Annotated in this window: 20 protein-coding genes; 11 read left to right on the forward strand and 9 right to left on the reverse strand. The window is 47.2% G+C overall.

The annotated features are described in order from the left end of the window. Nucleotides 1-220 precede the first annotated feature (220 nt). The gene (locus tag HZF10_RS10080; protein ID WP_176006085.1) at nt 221-1,279 is read left to right on the forward strand and encodes a hypothetical protein; all 1,059 of its coding nucleotides are present in this window, start codon (nt 221-223) and stop codon (nt 1,277-1,279) included. A gap of 204 nt (nt 1,280-1,483) precedes the next feature. On the opposite strand, the gene HZF10_RS10085 is transcribed toward HZF10_RS10080, so the two are convergent. The 3 genes from HZF10_RS10085 to HZF10_RS10095 are packed head-to-tail and all read right to left on the reverse strand — an operon-like array spanning nt 1,484 to nt 6,354. Further along, the gene (locus HZF10_RS10085; RefSeq protein ID WP_176006086.1) at nt 1,484-2,905 is read right to left on the reverse strand and encodes a DUF5689 domain-containing protein; all 1,422 of its coding nucleotides are present in this window, start codon (nt 2,903-2,905) and stop codon (nt 1,484-1,486) included. Nucleotides 2,906-2,911: 6 nt separating this feature from the next. Next, on the reverse strand, nt 2,912-3,538 hold the full coding sequence (locus HZF10_RS10090) for a choice-of-anchor J domain-containing protein (RefSeq protein WP_176006087.1): 627 nt from the start codon (nt 3,536-3,538) through the stop codon (nt 2,912-2,914). A 17-nt stretch (nt 3,539-3,555) separates the two neighbouring features. After that, on the reverse strand, nt 3,556-6,354 hold the full coding sequence (locus HZF10_RS10095) for a TonB-dependent receptor (protein ID WP_176006088.1): 2,799 nt from the start codon (nt 6,352-6,354) through the stop codon (nt 3,556-3,558). Between the two features lie 135 nt (nt 6,355-6,489). Between HZF10_RS10095 and HZF10_RS10100 the strand changes: the two genes are divergently transcribed. The 4 genes from HZF10_RS10100 (at nt 6,490) to HZF10_RS10115 (ending at nt 10,455) form a co-directional block, all read left to right on the forward strand. Continuing rightward, the gene (locus HZF10_RS10100; RefSeq protein ID WP_176006089.1) at nt 6,490-7,593 is read left to right on the forward strand and encodes an endonuclease/exonuclease/phosphatase family protein; all 1,104 of its coding nucleotides are present in this window, start codon (nt 6,490-6,492) and stop codon (nt 7,591-7,593) included. 225 nt (nt 7,594-7,818) lie between these two features. After that, nucleotides 7,819-8,355 (forward strand): 3-hydroxyanthranilate 3,4-dioxygenase, encoded by a 537-nt coding sequence (locus HZF10_RS10105; RefSeq protein WP_176006090.1) that lies wholly within the window; start codon nt 7,819-7,821, stop codon nt 8,353-8,355. Nucleotides 8,356-8,488: 133 nt separating this feature from the next. Beyond that, a complete protein-coding gene (amaB, locus tag HZF10_RS10110; protein ID WP_176006091.1) occupies nt 8,489-10,042 on the forward strand; it encodes an L-piperidine-6-carboxylate dehydrogenase in 1,554 nt (517 codons plus the stop codon). A 26-nt stretch (nt 10,043-10,068) separates the two neighbouring features. Continuing rightward, on the forward strand, nt 10,069-10,455 hold the full coding sequence (locus HZF10_RS10115) for a carboxypeptidase-like regulatory domain-containing protein (protein ID WP_176006092.1): 387 nt from the start codon (nt 10,069-10,071) through the stop codon (nt 10,453-10,455). Between the two features lie 75 nt (nt 10,456-10,530). Here HZF10_RS10115 and HZF10_RS10120 read toward each other — a convergent pair whose 3' ends face one another. Beyond that, nucleotides 10,531-11,043, reverse strand: coding sequence for a DUF3575 domain-containing protein (locus HZF10_RS10120; RefSeq protein ID WP_176006093.1), 513 nt, complete (start codon nt 11,041-11,043; stop codon nt 10,531-10,533). Between the two features lie 7 nt (nt 11,044-11,050). Further along, nucleotides 11,051-11,779 (reverse strand): metallophosphoesterase family protein, encoded by a 729-nt coding sequence (locus HZF10_RS10125; protein ID WP_176006094.1) that lies wholly within the window; start codon nt 11,777-11,779, stop codon nt 11,051-11,053. 183 nt (nt 11,780-11,962) lie between these two features. On the opposite strand from HZF10_RS10125, the gene HZF10_RS10130 reads away from it, so the two are divergent. Continuing rightward, nucleotides 11,963-12,418, forward strand: coding sequence for a hypothetical protein (locus tag HZF10_RS10130; RefSeq protein ID WP_176006095.1), 456 nt, complete (start codon nt 11,963-11,965; stop codon nt 12,416-12,418). Between the two features lies 1 nt (nt 12,419). Further along, a complete protein-coding gene (locus tag HZF10_RS10135; protein ID WP_176006096.1) occupies nt 12,420-12,830 on the forward strand; it encodes an RDD family protein in 411 nt (136 codons plus the stop codon). 21 nt (nt 12,831-12,851) lie between these two features. Here HZF10_RS10135 and HZF10_RS10140 read toward each other — a convergent pair whose 3' ends face one another. The 4 genes from HZF10_RS10140 to HZF10_RS10155 form a co-directional block, all read right to left on the reverse strand. Next, complete coding sequence (locus HZF10_RS10140) at nt 12,852-13,997, reverse strand: ATP-binding protein (RefSeq protein ID WP_176006097.1); 1,146 nt, start codon at nt 13,995-13,997, stop codon at nt 12,852-12,854. 210 nt (nt 13,998-14,207) lie between these two features. Continuing rightward, complete coding sequence (locus HZF10_RS10145) at nt 14,208-14,957, reverse strand: SDR family NAD(P)-dependent oxidoreductase (RefSeq protein WP_176006098.1); 750 nt, start codon at nt 14,955-14,957, stop codon at nt 14,208-14,210. Between the two features lie 3 nt (nt 14,958-14,960). Then, nucleotides 14,961-15,308 (reverse strand): nuclear transport factor 2 family protein, encoded by a 348-nt coding sequence (locus tag HZF10_RS10150; protein ID WP_176006099.1) that lies wholly within the window; start codon nt 15,306-15,308, stop codon nt 14,961-14,963. Between the two features lie 35 nt (nt 15,309-15,343). Beyond that, nucleotides 15,344-16,213, reverse strand: coding sequence for an aldo/keto reductase (locus HZF10_RS10155; protein ID WP_176006100.1), 870 nt, complete (start codon nt 16,211-16,213; stop codon nt 15,344-15,346). Nucleotides 16,214-16,382: 169 nt separating this feature from the next. On the opposite strand from HZF10_RS10155, the gene HZF10_RS10160 reads away from it, so the two are divergent. The 4 genes from HZF10_RS10160 to HZF10_RS10175 all read left to right on the forward strand — a co-directional run bounded on the left by HZF10_RS10160 (nt 16,383) and on the right by HZF10_RS10175 (nt 20,939). Then, nucleotides 16,383-17,387, forward strand: coding sequence for an AAA family ATPase (locus HZF10_RS10160; RefSeq protein WP_176006101.1), 1,005 nt, complete (start codon nt 16,383-16,385; stop codon nt 17,385-17,387). A 67-nt stretch (nt 17,388-17,454) separates the two neighbouring features. Continuing rightward, nucleotides 17,455-18,321 carry a DUF58 domain-containing protein gene (locus HZF10_RS10165; protein ID WP_176006102.1) on the forward strand — a complete coding sequence of 289 codons (867 nt, stop codon included), beginning with the start codon at nt 17,455-17,457 and terminating at the stop codon, nt 18,319-18,321. Continuing rightward, the gene (locus HZF10_RS10170; protein WP_176006103.1) at nt 18,322-19,938 is read left to right on the forward strand and encodes a hypothetical protein; all 1,617 of its coding nucleotides are present in this window, start codon (nt 18,322-18,324) and stop codon (nt 19,936-19,938) included. Continuing rightward, the gene (locus HZF10_RS10175) at nt 19,938-20,939 is read left to right on the forward strand and encodes a vWA domain-containing protein (protein ID WP_176006444.1); all 1,002 of its coding nucleotides are present in this window, start codon (nt 19,938-19,940) and stop codon (nt 20,937-20,939) included. Before HZF10_RS10170 ends, HZF10_RS10175 begins: the two co-directional genes overlap by 1 nt. The last annotated feature ends 1 nt before the right edge of the window (nt 20,940 follow it).

Genomic DNA, 20,940 nt, shown 5'->3' on the forward strand with positions numbered 1-20,940 from the left:
GGGGAGAGCGAGCCTAAGGTGCAGTGCGAGCCGTGCAGCGAGGAGCAGCACGCCCAGAACAGGCGAAGCGAGTTCCTTATCGTGAAGCAGTAAGTACATATAAGATTTCATACAATAGAGCTGGATTTATTCCGGCTCTATTTTTTTGATAGCATATCCACAACAAGTAGATTGGGCAAGAAAATGCATCGAGAGTCCGCAATTTCAATATGATTAAAGTATGAAACTAGAAATTAGACACAGGATAGAAATAGCAGATGGAACCATTGCAGCTGCCGGATTCGACACAGCCGGACAAGTGGTTTTTCTAACGGAAAGCGGTAAAGTGTACCGTTATATAAAATCGACGAAGCAATTCCATCATTTGTTTTCTGCGACAACAGCGTTTGCGTTTGAGGACGGCGGTTTTGATTGCAAGGCCAAGTCAAGTATTTATGCGCAGTACGGTGCGGTCGCGGTAGTCAATGACTTTGGCCGTAACGGACTCGTATTTATCGAATCGGACCGTCAAGTGTTGAACCTTTTCCGAAAGGATTACCATGCCGATATCTCGAAGTTTCCGCTCACGTTTTTCGAAAAGGATGAACATTTCCATGTGATTTATCCAAACGATTGGAACCATATCCAGATCATGGATTTGAAAACGAGACAAATCTTGACGGCAGAAAAATCGTTGATCGAACAAAACGCAGAACAACGATATCGGGAATTCTATAAAAACGATTTTTCACGAAGTCTTCCGTGGCCGCCGCCATATGACTATTTCTACGGGGCGTTATCGGTTTCGAACGATCAAAAGAGGTTTCTGAGTACAGGATGGGCTTGGGGTTCGAGCGACAATTATCGCGTTTATGACATCGACGATTTTCTGTCAAACGGCCGAATACAGGACATTTCGATCGGGCATTGGGAGCATGAGAACCGCGCCGCCTGTTGGATGGGAAATGATCGGGTTGCAATAGCGATTTATCCGTTTGAGGTAGATGAAGGTGAGGAAGGCCAATATGAAATCGCCATCTATAAGATTGCGGATTCAGAAGCTGTTCTGGAGCGCACAATAAGTACAGGAGATTTGAATGTGGTGAAGAGCAAGATGGTTTTTTGGGAGACCCGAAATTGCTTTGTGGTTATATCGGAAGTTGCAGGACTAGCTTTAATTCATTCGGATGGAGAAATACTTTTTCACGATCCCAATCTTATTGCAGATGATTTTGATGTTGATTCGGGAAGCGTGTTACAAATCGAACGCGATTCAATAAATCTGTATGAGTTCAATTGAATGGCTTTCTGGCTTGAAATGGAGCCTTTAAACCAACAAACTCCTTTTTTGGAGTAATGGTGTCGTCAGAAGCAATTTGATGGCTCAAAATCCCTAGATTCGGTAAAAAGTCGTTTAAGAAGCCTTGCGGAAGAAAGATAAACCAGACCAGTACAAATAAAAAAAGCGGATCGAATGACCCGCTTTTAATTTTATGTATGAACCTTAGTTAACGACGATGTTGTCGAGATCCATATTGGTAGTAAAGGCAGGATCTGAAATGCCTGATCCGATGTACTCGAAGATGAAATATCCGTTTCCGGTCAAATTCGACGGAATATTATACGTTCCACTTGGAGTAAAGGCGCCAGTCGATGTTGTTCCTGTGGAGATCGAGAAATTCGAAGTAATATTCACCAATGTAGCATCGGTAATATCTGAACCAGGAATATAATCCATGCTATAATATACTTTCAGCGAATTATGACCCGTTACAAGAAACGAAGCACGTGAGTCAAATTTAAATGTATTGGCCGCAGTCATATCGACAGGTACGATGAAAAGCGTACGGTTGTTTTCGGGAGTTCCGCCAAACGAAGTCATCTGGATGAATTTGTTCACCGGAGTACCGTTAGAGCGCACTCTCCAATAACGTGAACCCACGACGGCATCGTTGATGTATTTCGGGAAGATGTACTGGCCAGTTGTATTCGAACCGGCAGAATAACTTTCGAAATTCTCGGTGAAAGATCCGGAATATACGATTGCACTACCGCCTACCGCAGGATAAGGATCGACGCGAGGCCCATCTAAATGAAGGTCGCTTTGCGAACGTACCAAGAATTGGAAATCATCCTGATATTTGGTCAAAACGCCACGGATCGTTCCGCTTCCTTCAGGAACCATTTGGCCTGCGAATGATGCGAAACTGCTGAAGCGGATGAATTCCTGTCCGCCTGTTTGCGGAAGTGTAGCGCTTTCGATCAAGTGGTTTGTAGCACCGCCGCCCGAATCGACATCGTAGAATTTTCTTCCTAGTGAACTGTCGGCGAACTGAACACTTTGGATATCGACCAACAAACCTTGGTATTGGTTCTGGAAGAGATTGGTGAAGTTTACCGCTGTCACCAATTGAGATTCGGCTACTTCGTCACAGCTCAAGAACACGAAATTCTTCCACTCTGTTTCATTAAGACGTCCGATCTCGGCTGGCTCGTTAGGGTTTGGCTGGTAAATGCCTCCGATTGAAAGGATGCCGTCTACGATAGCCGTGTGAAGCCCTTTCAGTTTGATGTAGACTTTGCGTCCAGGATAGAAACCTTCACCGAACGAAGTCGTAAGGTCGAGCGGAAGGCTGAATCCGATAGGAAGGCTGCCGTCTGTAGAAAGCGTTTGCAAATAAACCGTCTTGTAGAAGTTTCCTTTTTCATCGTTCGAAGTCACATAGCCTTCGATGATGTCGTCGGCCATGTATTCTACCGGAGTCGAGGTAGCTGCCAATTTCACATCGGCAACCGATTTGTTCGCTGTAAGTCCCGGATCAACACATTCGTTTTGCGGGGCCGAATAATCGTCGTCATTCACACAGCCTGTGAAAAGACCGATCGAAAGCAACAACAATCCTGATATTTTTATAATGGATTTCATAGCAGATTAATTTTGGTAAGTGATTTTCACGTTGTCGATTTGATAACCTCCGTCAAGGTTCGGATTGGTTCCTGAACCGACCACTTTGAACGCGATATGAACGGTTCCCGTATAACCCGAAAGATCGATGTCGCCCGAATCCTGGAATTCGAAATACGTAGCGCTCGTACCCGGAACATTTGCCGGAAGCGGCGTCCATGTAGCCGAAGTGATATTGGCCTCGTTTCCGTCGTAATCGGTAGAAATCAACACTTGAAACGTATTGGCCGCGTTCGTAACGTAGCTTTGAGAAATCTGGAAAGACAGCACCTCGCCCGTATACGTGTCCATGTTTACAGCGGGAGATATAAGCCATCCGATATTGACCGGATCCCTGTCTTCTGCGATTGGCTCGTAAGCAGTAAACTCGGCATAATTGTTATCTCCGTAATACTGGGATTTCCAAGGCATGTCACCGGCTTCGGCGTAGTTTTGCCAGCCTTGTATTTCTAGTGCGTCTCCGTCATACAATCCAACTTCGAAGTCCGTTCCGGCCAATGTCGGTGTGTAGTTCGCAAGTTCTGTATCGTCATCGCTTACACAGCTCGAAAGCAATGCAGCCGAAGCGAAAGCAAATCCAAAAAGTTTAAACATTTTCATTTTCATAGCTATTAGAATTGGATATACAAGTTAACGAAATAAGTCCTTCCGTATCCGTAGAAATATTTAGGGCCGAACGCTGGAGTTCCGCTAGCCAAATCGCGATCAAGCTCGCGGTAGTTGGCGTTACGCGCCTGTTCGAAACCTCCTGTTTTGTATGATTCGTCCAAAAGGTTGTTGATACTCGCGAAGAAACCGAATGTCTTTCCGTCGATTCTCCAAGACTTTCCGCCTGTAAGGTTCAAAAGGAAGAAGTTGTCGAATTTTTCTTGTTTCAACAATTGGCGTGCACGATTCTGGTCGATGTTGATGAACGATTCGCCTGTTTGCGGATCGCGGAAGAAATTGTCCGTACGCAAGATAGGAGACACGTCAAGATAATTGTCGGCCAAGTAGTTTCCGTTGGCACCGATCCACCAGAAATGCGGGTCGCGGTATTCCAAACCAAGTGAGTAAGCCTGTTGTGGCGTTCCCGGTAATTTGTAATCTTTCATGCGCGAAGCACCGTAAGCGATAAGCGGGTTCGGGTTTTCGGCAGTAGCGGCAGCATCCTGGTTCAAGAAAACGATAGGATTGTTGTCGTACGTGTATTGTCCGTAAGCGGCACTACCCAAGATTTTGATGGTCGGTGTGATTTGGTACTCCAAACCAAGTTCTCCACCCATGTATTTCTTGTCGAGGTGCGTTACCGTTTCGGCTACGAAAGCATCGGTGTTGTCACCAGTTCCGTCTGTATCTTCGAAAACGCCTTCGGCAAAGAAGAACGACGTTTCCGTTGCGTCTTTCACTTTCGCGAAATAACCTGTAAGACGCGCTTTCAATTTCGGTGTGCGGATCACGTAGCTACCATCGGCGCTCACGATTCTCTCGTCTACGGCATCTTCCATGATGAAGTTGTTCAAACGGGCGTTCGGGAACACGTTGCGCATCGTAGGCGCTTTGGTCATGTACAATCCGTTGAAAACAAGGTAATGCTGACCTGTGATTTTGTAAGTCAAACCACCTTTGAATCCGAAGTTTTCGAATACGATCGACTTGCTTTTCCCGAAAGAGTCGTTCGCATAATATCCGTTGCGGTACAAACCTTCGCGTTGGTATTCAGAGCGCGTGAAATTCTGCGCCATGTAGAAATCGACGCTCTTGTAAGCGAACTTGAATTGCGTGAACGCGTCGGCAACGGTAGCCGTAAGGTTGTAGTTGTATCCGAAAGTATCACCTTCGCCAACGATGCGGTTCGGGTTGTTCAAGTCTGATTGTTCTTGGTCGCCTTCTCCGAACGGATCGATGTCGCGGTAGAAATTACCACCCATGAGGTCGAGCAAGTTCTGGAAGTTGTGCGATTTCAAATGACGGAAAGACGCACCAGCGTTCATCGCTACGTTCTCTGAAAGTTGAGAAGTGAAGATAGAGTTCGCTGTCCATTGCGTATCGTCCGTACGGTCTTCGTAAAGAACGTAAACCGAGTTTCCGTCTTCTGTGTGCTGGTTGGCATAGTACAAGAAATCCCAGTCGATTTGGCGATTCGTGCGGAACGTAGCGTTCTGTGCATACGTCGTGTACGGCTCTTGGTTTCCTACGAATACTCCGTTCAAATACGTTGAAGTGAAGTAGCTCGGAAGGTTTCTGTAATATGTTGGGTCTGGATTACGTGCATCCTGATAGTCAAGACGGCTGTTTCCTACGCTTCCTGTTTGGAAAGCCACGTTGGTCTGCAAGCTGCTCTTGTCGTTGAATTTCCAGTAGTGGGAAAGCATGTTGATCGGCTCTTCTACGTCTTTGTCGCGTGAGTTGCGCTTTTCTCCGTTCTGCCAACCCCAATACGAGTTGTATTTTTCGCCTGCAAGATTCGTAACCTCTGCCGTGTTCGGAGAGTTTTTCCCGCGGCTGTTCTGAGCGTAAATCGATGTGAAGTTCAAAGAGTGGTGCTCGTTGAAACGTTTCTCGACACTTGCGAACAAAGAGAACGCGTCGTAATCCGTTCCTTCGAAGTAACCTTCCTGAGCCCAACGGCGTGAACCTGACACTACGTAAGCCCATCCATTTTTGCTCATGCCAGAAGCGTGTGTTCCCATTGCTCTCCAGCTGTAATTTGTGTTGGTTCCCGAGAAAGAAACGCGGGTTCCAGGACGGAAAATCGAAGCTCTTGTGTTGATTTCCTGTGTTCCGAGGATGCTTCCGAAAGTGTAATCGGATGCGGCAGTACCCATGGTGAATTCCTGGTTACGCGTAGCATCGTTCAAACCACCCCAGTTGCTCCACTGCGGACGTCCGTCGTATATTTTGTTCATGGTCACACCATTGATCATGGTCACACCGTATTCGTTGTCCAAACCTCTGATGCGGAAACGCGCCTGTCCCCAGTTGAAGGCCGCAGCCTGTTGGAAAGCATCGCGAGTCGCCTGAAGCAATCCGGCGGTGTTTTCAGAACCGCTGTTGTCGTCACCAAGGTCATTTTCGGTGATCGTGATCAAGCTGAGCTGCTGTTCAGAAGAAATATCCTCTTCCAAAGCTACAGTCCCGATGTCAAGGACTTGCCCTTGTACGATTGTTACCGGAACGATCTGGTCTTTGTATCCGGTACTTTTGATTTGAACCATCTGTTCGCCTGCAGCGACGTCTTGCTTGAAAGAGAAGACACCATTTTGGTCAGTGAGTTCAGTGAGATTGGTGTTCATCACAGCCACCACGACATTGGGCATCGGGCGTTGCGATTTTGCATCCACGACCTTACCGGTCACTCCGGTCGGCGCTTGTGAAAATGCGATAAGCGCCTGCAAAGAGAGTAGGACGCTAAGGACAAGTTTTCTCATATAAAAAATTAAAATTAATTCAGTGTCAGAGTCTTAATAAAAACTTAAAGCGGGCAAATGTACTGCTTTTAATAATATTATTTACTTTTGGCCCGAGTTTTGTTCAAAACTTGACTTTAAATTAATATTCGATTTATGACGATTAGAAAATTCATGGCCGCTTTCATTGTGTTATTCGCAATAACCTCGGTCAAATCACAGGAAAAACAGTATAAAGTGCATACGGTCGCTTTCTACAACTTGGAAAACCTGTTCGATACCATCAACGGACCGAACAACGACGAAGAATACTTGCCGGCAAAGGGCTGGACGCAGAAAAAGTACAAGAAGAAACTCGACAATTTAGGGCGCGTGCTTCCGCAGATCGGAACCAACGACAAACAGAAGGAATCTCCGGTGATTATCGGCTGTTCCGAAATCGAGAACAGAGGCGTGCTTGAGGATTTGGTCAAGAATTACCAAATGATCGGCAAAGACTATGGCGTCGTACATTTCGATTCACCAGATAAGCGTGGGATTGACGTCGGTCTTCTTTATCAGAAGAAATACTTCAAACCGACCAGTTACAAGAACATCCCGTTGTTGATCACGACCGATGAAGGCAAAAAAGCCGACAAGGACGACAAAGAAGACAAAAGCGAAGACGACAACGCCGCCGCAACCGCCGGACCCGACAAACGCGTCTACACCCGCGACCAATTGCTCGTGACCGGTTTGCTCGAAGGTGAAGAAGTGCATATCATCGTCAACCACTGGCCATCGCGCTCGGGTGGCGAGAAAAAGTCGAGTCCTTTCCGCGAGGCAGCAGGTCGTTTGAATAGAAAAATCATCGACTCCTTAATAAAGATCAACCCGAACGCCAAAATCATCACGATGGGCGACTTGAACGACGGCCCTTACAACAAGAGCGTCAAACAAGGAATCGGTGCTAAACTCAAGAAAGAAGAATTGAAGCAAGGCGACATCTACAATCCGTTCGAGCAAATGCAGAAAAACGGCGAAGCGACTTTGTTTTACCGCGATGCGGGCGACATCTTCGACCAGATCATGGTTTCCGAAGGTTTCTGCAAGCCCGATGCCAAAGGCTGGAAATATTGGAAAGCGGGCATCTACAACAAATCGTTCCTGATCCAGACTTCGGGACAGTACAAAGGATATCCGTTGCGTAATTCGACTTCCGAGCCAGGCTTTAGCGACCACTTTCCGGTGTATGTGTATTTGATTAAGGAAGTGAAATAAGACGAAAAGAGAGTAGATCGATAGATAATAGACGGACTGGTGAAATTCATCGGTCCGTTTTTTATTAAGGGAAAAGATGACCCGAACGATAGATAATGGGCGCATAGAAAATCGATAGACCAGTTTTAGGAAACCCATATCCATCTAAAGAAATTGCGTAATTTTATACCACACGGTCTATCATCTATCCGTCCATTATTTATCATCCGAAAAATCATCCCAGTCATGCCCATCACACCACCTTTCAACCTCAATAAATGGATAGACGAGAACCGTCATTTGCTCAAACCGCCCGTCGGGAACAAGAACATCTATCCGCTGTCACAAGATTATATCGTCATGGTCGTCGTGGGCCCGAATGCGCGAAAGGATTACCATTATAACGAAACGGAGGAACTTTTCTACCAACTCGAAGGATCGATAAAAGTCATCGTGCAAGACGAAGGCCAACGTCGTGAAATGGAACTCAACGCGGGTGAAATGTATCTGCATCCGGCCAAAACACCGCATTCACCGGTGCGTTCGGCGAATTCCATCGGACTTGTGATAGAAAGGGTTCGCGCAGGCAAAGGCTTTACCGACGGACTGCTTTGGTTTTGCGAGAACTGCAACCACAAACTGCACGAGGTGTATTTCGAACTGCACGATATAGAAAAAGATTTCCTACCGCATTACAAGCATTTTTATAACTCCGAGGAATTGCGCACTTGCGATAAATGCGGGACGGTGATGGAAACTGATCCTCGTTACGTTTCGGAATAGTATCCTATAAAAGTATTGGCTCAGATTCCTCCTTCGTCGGAATCTAATTTTTAATGAATGTTGAACAACGATTAACGGACAACGAATGTCGAACAAATCCGAAAACGATATATTTGCACCAAATTTTCAAATTATGGAAACAGCTATCGATACATTCGGCATCAAACAAGCCCTTGACCAATTGGGCATCAAAGACATAAACGACGGAACTTCTACCGGAACCCAGAACTTCGCTTCGGGAGAAATCCTCGAAAGTTATTCGCCTGTAGACGGACAACTTATCGCAAAAGTTCGTCAATCAACCAAAGAAGATTACGAAAAAGTCATGGCGTCTGCGCAGGAAGCGTTCAAGACGTTCAGGATGATGCCGGCTCCGCAACGAGGTGAAATCGTGCGCCAGTTCGGTGAAAAATTGCGCAAACACAAAGAAGCGCTTGGAAAACTCGTTTCGTACGAAATGGGAAAATCGCTCCAGGAAGGTTACGGAGAAGTACAGGAAATGATCGACATCTGCGATTTCGCCGTCGGACTTTCGCGCCAATTGCACGGACTTACGATGCATTCGGAACGTCCCGGACACAGAATGTACGAGCAATATCATTCATTGGGAATCGTCGGGATCATTTCGGCGTTCAACTTCCCGGTAGCGGTTTGGTCATGGAATACGGCTTTGGCTTGGATCTGTGGAGACGTCTGCGTTTGGAAACCGTCCGAAAAGACGCCGATTTGCGGAATCGCCTGCCAAAATATCATCGCCGAAGTCTTGAAGGAAAACAATCTTCCGGAAGGCATTTCATGTCTGATCAACGGCGATTACACCATAGGCGAACTTTTGTCGAAAGACACCCGAGTTCCTTTGGTTTCGGCCACTGGCTCCACGCGTATGGGTAAAATCGTTGCCAAAACGGTTGCCGAAAGACTCGGGAAATCGCTTTTGGAACTTGGCGGAAACAATGCGATCATCGTAACTCCGGACGCCGACGTCAAAATGACCGTCATCGGAGCGGTTTTCGGAGCCGTTGGAACTGCCGGACAGCGCTGTACGTCTACGCGTCGCCTTATCATCCACGAAAGTATGTACGAAAAGGTGAAAGATGCGATCGTTTCGGCTTACGGCCAATTGCGCATCGGAAACCCACTAGATCAGAATAACCACGTCGGGCCGCTTATCGACAAAGATGCGGTTCGCATGTACGAAGCGGCGCTTGAAAAAGTCGTCAAGGAAGGCGGGAAAATCCTCGTTGAAGGCGGCGTCCTTTCAGGCGAAGGCTACGAGAGCGGATGCTATGTGAAGCCCGCAATCGCCGAGGCCGACAATTCTTATGAAATCGTACAGCACGAAACATTCGCGCCGATTTTGTACTTGCTCAAATATTCGGGAGAAGTGGAAAACGCGATCGATGTACAGAACGGTGTCGCGCAGGGACTTTCATCGGCGATCATGACCAATAACTTGAGAGAAGCAGAGCGTTTCCTTTCGGTAGCCGGATCGGATTGCGGTATCGCGAACGTGAACATCGGAACTTCGGGAGCAGAAATCGGAGGTGCTTTCGGAGGCGAAAAAGAAACCGGAGGCGGTCGCGAATCGGGTTCTGACGCTTGGAAAATCTACATGAGACGCCAAACGAATACCATCAATTACACGACGAAATTGCCGTTGGCGCAAGGCATCAAATTCGACCTATAATCGTATATTTGGGCAAAACCCTTGTTATGAGAAAATTGATTTTGATTTTGTGCTTTTTCCCGCTGCTCATGGCCGCGACGTGTGAAGACGATGACGACGTGATCGAAGTGGACAATTGTTCCGAAGAAGCCGTCGCAGGTCTCAATGTCAAGGTCAAAGATGCGGTTACGGGCGAATATCTTTCAGACGGTGTTTCCGTAACGGCCGAAGACGGTTCGTACAGCGAACTTCTGGAACTGGTTCCGGCTAGCGATCCGGCAACGTTTGCGGGCGCTTGGGAAAGAACCGGGATTTATACGATTACGGTACAGAAATCGGGTTACGTTACATTCATTTCGAATGCTTTTCAGGTGACCGAAAATCCGTGTCATGTGATTCCGCAAAATCTCACATTCGAGCTTACACCCTTATAAAAAGGCAATAATCCATAAAAAAATCCCGTCTCAATGGCGGGATTTTTTGTTTGTTGATGCTCGGACCTGAGGAATCTAAAACCGGTAACCGATCCCAAATCCGACGCCGAATTCCACAGGCGTATTGAACTCGTCGTTGACTTCTTCGCTAAAGTTGCGTCCGATCGTGAAATACGGCCCGAACACGAACTTGTCGTTGATATTCCATTTGTATCCGCCGCCGATCCCGACGATAAAGCTGTCCATGTCGATTTTCTCGCTGTCGCTGTATTCCTGATATTCGCCGACGCGCGCTTGGATAAAAGGCGAAATCACGAATTCGTTGTTGCGTTCGCCCGTGTAATAGTTGTAGGCGACCTTGAAACTGTTCGTGTCGAAGTCTTTGGCTTGTCTTCCGATGCGCAGATTGTAGACGTCGTTGAACAGCAATTCAGCTCCGACCGATTGATGGTTGTCGATCAGATATTCATATCCGACCTCTACCGATGCGTGCAAAATCGTATTGCCGATATTCCATTTGATTTCGTGTTTTTGGGCCGAAGCCGAAACCGCGAACAGGACCAGCGCGGCGATAAATAGTTTTTTCATGTGAAGGTTATTTGTTTCTCCCGATTTCGTTCGGATACAGATCGGGCAAGCAATCACTTTGCCAAAACTGCTTGGTTTCGATGTCGAGCACCGAAAGTTTGCCCTTGAAAGCCGCTCCCGTATCGATATTCCAAACGTTCGCGCGATTCTGTGGCGTCGTTTCGTCTATTCTCGTAACGGGAGTATGTCCGATATAGATCTCGTTATAAACCGTAAATCGCTTGGGATATAAAATATGGTCAGGCCCAATCTTCGGATCGAGCGCCAAAGCGGTTTCCCAAAGTGTGCGTTCCCAAAACAGCAACCGCGGATAGTATTCGTAATCGACGCCGTGCAGATTCGTGAAACCCGCATGCACGAAAAGCCGTTTTTGGCCGTCGAGATAATAATTCCGCAGCGAATCCAGAAAAGCGATATGATGTTCCTTAATGGTTTCGGGCAATATGGAATAAGCGAGAATCGTCGCCTCGCCTCCGTGCTGGTGCCACAATTTGTTCTCTTTCCCACGCAGCCATTCCATAAGCAGGTCGTCATGGTTGCCGCGCAGGAAAATGCATTCGTGGGTTTGGGAAAGCGCCATCAGGTAATCGAGCACTTGGGGCGATTCGCTCCAGCCGTCGACGTAATCGCCGAGGAAAATCAATTTGTCGTCTGTAGAGACGTCGGCTCTTTCAAACACTTGTTCCAAAGCGCGAAGTCCGCCGTGTATGTCGCCGATTACTAATGTTCTGTTCATATCGGTTGCAAAAATACGCAATGCCTTGAAAGCGCTTGGATTAATTTAAGACGATGCTTTGGGCTTGATTTCGATTTTAACATTTTTTACAGATTTTCTGTATCGCGTAAACGTTTAAAATTCTGAATTTTAACCTCTAGCGAAAGCTCTTATACATATTGTTCAATTTTAATTTTTAAAGCCATGAAAAAACTTTTTTTCTTTTTGCTCGCCACATTTATGTTCGGGAATTATTGTTCAGCCCAACAAGACAGGACACCTGTAACGCCGATTGACGGAGGCGATTCGGTCGCCTGCAGTGATTTCAACATCTCGGTCTCTATTTTGGTCGTCAGCGTTTCCACGACGGTTTATGTGTGTTGCGGTGGGCCGTTTGTAATCAGCCCGACGGTGCCGTGTTCCGTCGTACCGAAACGCACATACGATATGTGGACGGGACAAAATCGCGGGTCGGCCGGAAATGCGGTGCTTGTATCCGATCTGCTGTACGACGGCAAAACGAATTGGCAAGGCGCGACGTATCTGGATGTTACGAATTCGTCAAAAGCCACTGTCAAAGGGAAACAGGCGGCGATTAAAAAAGGTCGCTATCCGATCGACAGCAAGGGTTACGTGTATTTGGAACTTGAATATTTATGATATGAAACAAACGAAAGGTTCGAGAATGGTCGCTTTTTTGATCGATATCATTGCGACGACAAGTGTCAATTTTGTAGTGAAGGATTGGTTTTCGTCCTATCACATGGGGAATTTTAGCTTTATGGGTCAGGAATTCGACATCACGATCCGTCTGTCCTTGCTGGTAATTCCGCTTTACTTCCTGATTTTTGATTTGTTCAATCAAGGAAAGACCGCGGGTAAGCTCGTCATGGGTATCGTCACCGTAGACGCCCAAACCCAAGTTGCGCCCGATAGATTGACCTTGATGGTGCGAACGTTGTTCAAATTCATAAGTATCGCCTTTTGGCCATTGTCGTTTCTCTTTTTTGTGATATCGGCTACGAGTCTTCAAGATATAGTTGCCAAAACAGTTACCCTGAAAACGAAGTAAGCCGGTCATTCCGGCTTATTTCTATTGTACGTCGTATTTCATTTTGCGCAGAACCCGCATTGCTTCTTTAAAAGACAGATAAACGCCCGCATTGGGTTGGGATTTGAGCAACGTTTTGGCGTCTATGAGTTTCTGTTTGGCCTCGTCGAATCCGTTAAGGTAGCAAATCATCAGCGTGGACGACAAATTTTCAAGATCGCGCTGTTCACGACCTGAAAGTGCGACGCCTTTGCTCATCTTGTCGATCAGCGAAAGATTGGAATTGTAGATGTGATGCAACATTTTCCGATTGAACTGAGGCGGCTCGAACAAGAATTGCCTGTCAATCTTGTAATATCCGTTGTCGTAAAACCGGATCGTCTGCGTTTCTAACGGATAATAGCTCGTGCGATCGTTCAAGCCCAAAGGCACGAATTCGGTAATCGTAAACGAATCGTCGTCGTATTCGATCGTCACGTCGTCTAGAGCCGAATAGAACAACTTGACCTGTTCGTTGATGAGTTCGATATCGACGCGCGAAAAGAAAGTCTGCTCGCGGATCTTGCGTTTAGTTCCAGCCCAACAAATCACGAAGAGTTCTTTAAAGACCTTGTATTTTGGCGAGATGTCGCGATGTCGGTTCTGCATGAAATCCATAACGCCATCCAATGTATAGCCGATCGAATTTCGCGAACTGTTCTCGATGTCGATCACGATCTGCGTATTGGCGAAACTTTTTTCGATTTCGCCATCGACGGGCATCGAATTGCTTCCGACGCGCACAAAAACCGTGTTCATCGGAATCGTGTAAATGTTTTTCTTGAAGAAAGAAGTCTTGGTTTTCGGACGAATCGTAACGAGTCCGACGACTTTGTCTTTTGGCAAATTTGGGAAAGGTACGTTCTCGTATTGTATCCGCGGCGGATTTTCAAGAAACGCGTTGACCAGATTCTGGATGCGGCTGTCGTCGAAAAAGTCATCGCCGACGATCTGGTTGTCCTGGTCTTCAACGCCCACGACGATATACGAATTGTTGTTCGGATTCGAATTCGAAAGCGCGCAAATGTGCTTGAGAAACTTCGCCTTACCTTCTTTGGTGTGCAGATTCAACTGACGCTTTTTGTCATAAAAACTGCTTTCGTCGTTGTGTGCGAGCAGGTTTTTGATCAAGAGGCGTTTGTTAATCATTTCGCAACTTAACGAATCTTAGGTTTTGTTTGCGTTAAATTTCGGTTTAAGACGAAAGATAATAGACGGATAGATGATAGACTTTCCTGTGTCTTCCGTACGAGTTCATCTTATAGATCTTGTTTATTGATCATTGTTATCTGAATGAAGACAAAATTTGAATTTACCGTAAACTGAGTCTATCATCTATCCGTCTATTATCTTGCGAAATCAATTCCGATTCACGACCGTCGCACTCGCTTGAGCCGTCGGTAAAATCACCAAATCGGAAATATTGATATGGTACGGACGCGACACCACAAAATGGATCGTGTCGGCGACATCATCGGGAGAAAGCGGTGTCAGACCTTGGTATACGTTGGCTGCACGCTGTGTATCGCCTTTGAACCTAACTTCAGAAAATTCGGTTTCAACCATTCCCGGATGGATTGCACCGACTTTGATACCGTAAGGATTCAGGTCGAGGAGCATCGATTTCGTGAGCGCATCCACGGCGTGTTTGGTCGCGCAATACACGTTTCCGTTCGTGTACACTTCTTTGCCCGCAATCGATCCGATGTTGATGATGTGGCCTTTTCTCCGGTCGACCATACCCGGAATCACGGCTTTCGACACATAAAGCAAACCTTTCACATTGATGTCGATCATTTGGTCCCAATCTTCGATATCGCCGTTCTGGATCGGATCCAAACCATGCGCATTACCCGCGTTGTTGATCAAAATGTCAATGTGGGCGAAGTTTTCGGGTAAAGACGCAATCGCTTCGGCCACGGCTTTTTTCTTGCTCACGTCAAAAAGCAACGTATGGACTTCAGTGCGTTGCGAAAGTTCGTCCTGCAATTCGGCAAGCCGGTCATCGCGTCGTCCACAAATGATGACCTTGAAGTTGTTTTTGGCGAAGATTCGGGCGCAGGCGCGGCCAATTCCGCTGGTTGCTCCGGTGATTAGGATTGTTTTCATTTACTATTCGAGTTCGATATCCATTTTTCTTAACAATTCGTCCTGGGTAAGATAAATGTGCTTTACCGTGCCGTTGAACATTTCATTTCCTTCGAGATCCTTGACTATTTGGTGGACGGCGACTTCCCAAGTTCCGTTCGGTCTTTGTAAAACGCCTGTCGGATCAACTGTCGGATCGATTTCCGCCCATTGTCTTGTCCAATAGTTGCGGATTTCTTCATGTCCGGAAACATAGCCGCCTTCAAACGCTTTTGGCCATTCCACATCGGGATGAAACGTCGAAAGCGCCGCATCGATATCTCGCGAATTGAAAGCTTCGTAGGCTTTTTTGATCAGATTTTGGAATTCCATTTCGACTGTCAGATTTTTGCTATTTCTTTCTGAAATCACGGTACTTTATCGCCCATGCTTTCCGTCCAGATCGCGAACCAATCCTCGAGTTCCATCTCGATTTTGGTGGCTTTCATGAGTTGTTGGATGCGCGCCACGTTTACCGTTCCGGCAATCGGGATGATGCCTGCCGGATGACGTAAAATCCACGCCAAAAGCAAGACGTCGGCGCCCACATCGTATTTCTGAACCAAAGAAGCCAAAAGACGTTTGAGCCAGCGCGTCTGCTCGGAATCTTCGCGGAATACATTGCCCAGCGGATTCCAAGCCATCGGACGGATGCCGTGAACCTGCATGTGGTCGAGGCTGCCATCGAGCATTGGCGTGAAATACGAAGCCGAAAACTGGATCTGGTTATATGAAACTTTGATTTTTTGCTGGATCAGATCGGTTTGGGAAGACGTGAAATTCGACAATCCAAAATCGACGATTTTTCCTTCAGATTGCAGCTTGGTTATCGCTTCGGCAATCTCATCGGCGACCATCAACGGACTCGGACGATGCAAAAGCAACACATCCAGATAATCGGTCTGAAGGTTCTTGAGCGAATTTTCTACCGACCAAATGATGTAATCCTTGCTGTAATCGTAATGCTTGATGCGGTTGCTGCGGTTTCCGGTCACGTGCTGGATGCCGCACTTCGAAATCAGCTGTATGCTTTCGCGCGACAAGCGGCTTTTCTTGAAACCTTCGCCAAACTCGGCCTCGGTCGTGTAACCGCCGTAAATGTCGGCGTGGTCGAAAGTCGTGATTCCGTTCTCGAGGCAGATATGTATGGTATGCGCCATTTCCTCGGCAGAGAGCTTTTTATCCCAGGCGCCCCAGTTCATGGTGCCCGAAATTATGGGAGATAATCTTGTTTTCAAGGAATGTTTATTTGTGGTCTTAAAATTATAAAAACAAAATCACAATTCATCCTTAATTGCAGGGCTTTCAAAGTTTTTTTAACGAGCCGTTAACAATTCAAATTGCAAGAAATTTTCACCTTGCGACGTAATTTTCACTGAACAAGCATTTAACTAAATTTTTCTCAAAATGGAAGACACCAGCGCCGCATTAGACATTCGGGCGATCAATGAAAAAATAGAGAGGGAAAGCGCTTTTATCGACCTTCTGATGTTAGAGATAGGAAAGGTCATCGTAGGACAAAAGCACATGACGGAGCGATTGCTCATCGGATTGTTGGGCCAAGGTCACATTTTGCTCGAAGGTGTTCCCGGATTGGCAAAAACTTTGGCGATCAACACGCTCTCTCAGGCCGTTCACGGTTCTTTCAGCCGTATACAGTTTACTCCGGATTTGCTTCCGGCAGACGTGGTCGGAACCATGATCTACAACATCAAAGCCAACGATTTCTCGATCAAGAAAGGTCCTATTTTCGCAAATTTCGTGCTTGCCGACGAGATTAACCGTGCGCCGGCGAAAGTGCAGTCGGCTTTGCTCGAGGCGATGCAGGAAAAACAGGTGACCATCGGCGATACGACGTTCAAGCTCGACAAGCCATTCTTGGTACTTGCGACACAAAACCCTATCGAACAAGAAGGAACGTATCCGCTTCCTGAAGCACAGGTTGACCGTTTCATGCTCAAGACCGTCATCGATTACCCGAAAATGGAAGAAGAGCGTCACGTGATCCGTCAAAACCTTAAAGGCGGATTCGAGAAAGTGAACCAAGTCGTTTCCGTAGACCAAATTTTGCGCGCCCAGGCGGCCGTTCGCGAAGTCTATATGGACGAGAAAATCGAGAAATACATCCTCGACATCATTTTCGCGACGCGTTTCCCAGAGAAATACAAACTCGAAAGCCTTAAACCATTGATCAGTTTCGGATCGTCTCCGCGCGGAAGCATCAATTTGGCGACTGCCGCCAAGTGTTACGCGTTCATCAAGCGTCGCGGTTACGTGATTCCAGAAGACGTTCGCGCGGTCGTTCACGATGTGTTGCGCCACAGAATCGGAGTGACGTACGAAGCTGAAGCCGAGAACATCACTTCGGTAGACATCATCAATAAGATCGTCAACGAAGTCGAAGTACCTTAATAAAAAAGGCAATGACAAAAGGCAGTAGCGGATGTTGCTGTCGTTTGTCATTGGAAATACGCGAGCAATGGATACCAAGGAACTTCTCAAAAAAGTCCGCAAAATCGAAATCAAGACCCGAAGGTTAAGCGATCACATCTTCTCGGGCGAATACCACACGTCTTTCAAAGGCCGCGGTATGACGTTCAGCGAGGTGCGCCAATACCAATTCGGTGACGACGTGCGTGCGATCGATTGGAACGTTACGGCGCGCTACAACGAGCCTTTCGTAAAAGTGTTCGAGGAAGAACGCGAGCTCACGATGATGCTTATGGTCGATGTTTCGGGTTCGGAAAGTTTCGGATCGAAAAACCAGTTCAAGGACGAGATCGTGACCGAAATCGCCGCGACGATGGCATTTTCGGCCACACAGAACAACGACAAGATCGGATTGGTGCTGTTTTCTGACCAGATCGAATTGTACATTCCGCCGAAGAAAGGAAAATCGCACGTGTTGCGCATCATACGCGAACTCATCGAATTCAAGCCGAAAAGCAACAAGACCGACATCGCCCAGGCGTTGAAATTCCTGTCTTCGGTACAAAAAAAGAAAGCGATCGTGTTCCTGATTTCCGATTTCATGGCGCCCGATTACGAATTCGTCTTGAAAATCGCGTCCAAAAAGCACGACATCACAGGCATTCGCGTCTATGATCCGAGAGAAGAGAAACTTCCGAATCTTGGAATGGTGCCGATGCTCGATGCCGAAACGGGTGAGCAACGATTGGTCAACACAGGTTCGAAATCGGTCCGCACGGATTACGAAAAGTACTATCACGACAAAGTCAAATATTTCAAGGAAACGTTCTCAAAATGTGGTGCCGGCGTCGTGAATACGCGCGTCGACGAAAGCTACGTGACCAAACTGCTGGGCTATTTCAAATCCAGGACTTAGATGAAAAAAATCCTCTACATCGCGTTGCTGCTCATTTCTACGTTCGGGGTTTCCCAGAAACGCGTGGAAACGAGCATCGATACGACCAAAAATAAAATAGGTGCGCAGTTCAACCTGACCTTGCGCGTGAAAGCCGATACTACCGAAACCGTCGTTTTCCCGCACGGCAACCATTTCGGGCCGCTTGAAGTCATCCGTTCGTATGTCGTGGATACGGTCAAGAAAGACAACCGATACGAACTCGTCAAAAAATACGGGCTCACGCAGTTCGATTCGGGCAAGTATAAATTGCCGCGACTTCCGATCCTGATCGACAACAAACCGTTCTATTCGGACAGTTTAAATGTTGAAGTCGGTGCGGTCGCGGTCGATACGCTCAAGCAGAAAATGTACGACATCAAACCGATCATGGCCGCAGAGTCGATCGGTATCCCGATGTGGGTTTACATACTGATCGTTCTGGCGATAATCGGTGGATTGGGCTATCTCACTTACGCTCTCGTCAAGAAATTCCAAAAGAAGAAGACCGAGGAAGTCATTTATAAAACGCCGATCGAAAAAGCGACCGCGCTTCTTTCAAATCTCGAGAAAAAGCAATTGGTGCAAAGAGGTGAAGTCAAGGATTATTATTCGGAACTGACCGATATCGCCCGAACATATATCGAAGAAGTCGTGCACATCCCGGCTATGGAATCGACGACATCCGAACTCATCGTCGCCTTGCGCGAAGCCGCTTCGAACAAGAAAATGCCGGTGAACCAGGAAACTTTCGAAAATTTGGAACGCGTGCTCAAAACCGCCGATCTGGTCAAATTCGCTAAGTCGCGTCCGCTCGATTTCGAGATTGAAGGCGATAAGGAGAAAATCGAAAAAGTGATCGTGGTCATCGACAAATCGGTGCCGAAAGAAGAGGAAGACGAAGAAACCGAGGCTTTCCGCGAATTGCAACGGCGCAAAATGCTCAACCGCCAAAAACGCAACCGCATCCTGTTGACCGTTGGTGTCGTGTTTTTGTTACTTTTTGCGACGACCGTCTATTTCGTGATGACCAAAGGGTTCGATTACGTGAAAGACAACATCATCGGGCATCCGACCAAAGACCTTGTCGAAGGCGAATGGGTGAACAGCGAATACGGCAATCCGGCCATCGTGATCGAAACCCCGAAAGTATTAAAGCGCATCGACGCCGAAAAACTGTTCCCGAAAGAAGTGATCGCGTTGCTTAAGGATTACCAGACATTCGTGTACGGTTCGATGGTAGATGATTTCTACATCAGCGTGGCCACGTTGAGTTATAAGAGCGAAGTACAGATCGACTTGTCTAAATCGATCGAAGGTTCGATTGCGGTAGTCGAACAGATGGGCGCGCGCAACATGATCGTAAAACAAGAGGAATACCAAACGGGCAAAGGCCTTGAAGGACGAAAAGCATACGGCACGTTCTCGCGCAAAAACGCAAAAGGAGAAGATGTAAAGCTCGTGTACCAAATGCTCGTTTTCGGCCAGCAAAACGGTTTGCAGCAAATCGTGCTCATGTACCGCGAAGACGACCAATATGCCAAACAAATGGCCGACCGCATCCTGAATTCCGTCGAACTTAAACAAGTGATGCAATGATGGAAGGCGTAACATTCATGAACCCGGGTTTTTTCTGGCTGTTTCTGCTGATTCCGGTTTTGGCGGCGTGGTATATTTTCAAACGCAAAAACCAAACGGCGACACTCAAGATCAGTTCGCTAAAAGGATTCGGCACATCGACTTCATTGCTTGCCAAAATAAAACCGATGCTTTTCGTGCTGAGGTTGCTTGCCTTGAGCGCGATGATCGTCGCTTTGGCGCGTCCGAGGACCGTCGATGTGAGCAGCAAGACGAAAACCACCAAAGGAATCGACATCGTCATGGCGATCGACGTTTCGGCCAGTATGCTCGCTCGCGATTTGCGTCCGAACCGTATGGAAGCGCTCAAAGACGTAGCCGAGAATTTCGTCGACGGACGACCTAACGACCGCATCGGACTTGTCGTTTATGCGGCAGAAGCGTACACCAAAACGCCCGTTACGAGCGATAAGGCCATTGTGGAACGCGCGATCGCATCGGTCAAATACGACAACGTGCTCAAGGACGGAACCGCAATAGGCATGGGATTGGCCACGGCCGTGAACCGCATCAAAGACAGCAAAGCCAAAAGCAAGATCATCATTTTGATGACCGACGGCGTGAACAACACAGGATTCATCGAACCCGAAACCGCGTCGGACATCGCCAAAGAATACGGCATCAAAGTGTACACGATCGGCATCGGAACCAAAGGCATGGCCGAATTCCCGTACAGTATCACGCCGAACGGAGATTTCCTGTTCAAGATGATGCCTGTCGAGATAGACGAGAACCTCATGAAAAGCATCGCCGCGAAAACCGGAGGCAAATATTTCCGCGCGACGAGCAAGAACAGCCTCAAAAAGATTTACGACGAGATCAACAAACTCGAGACGACCGAAATAGAGGAACTTAAATTTTACGATTACGACGAGAAATTCCGTCCGTTCGCTATTTTAGCGGCCGCTTTGCTGCTGGCCGAAATCGCGCTTAGAAACACCGTTTTCCGCAGCTTTATTTGAC

Source organism: Flavobacterium agri (assembly GCF_013401995.1).
GTDB lineage: Bacteria > Bacteroidota > Bacteroidia > Flavobacteriales > Flavobacteriaceae > Flavobacterium > Flavobacterium agri.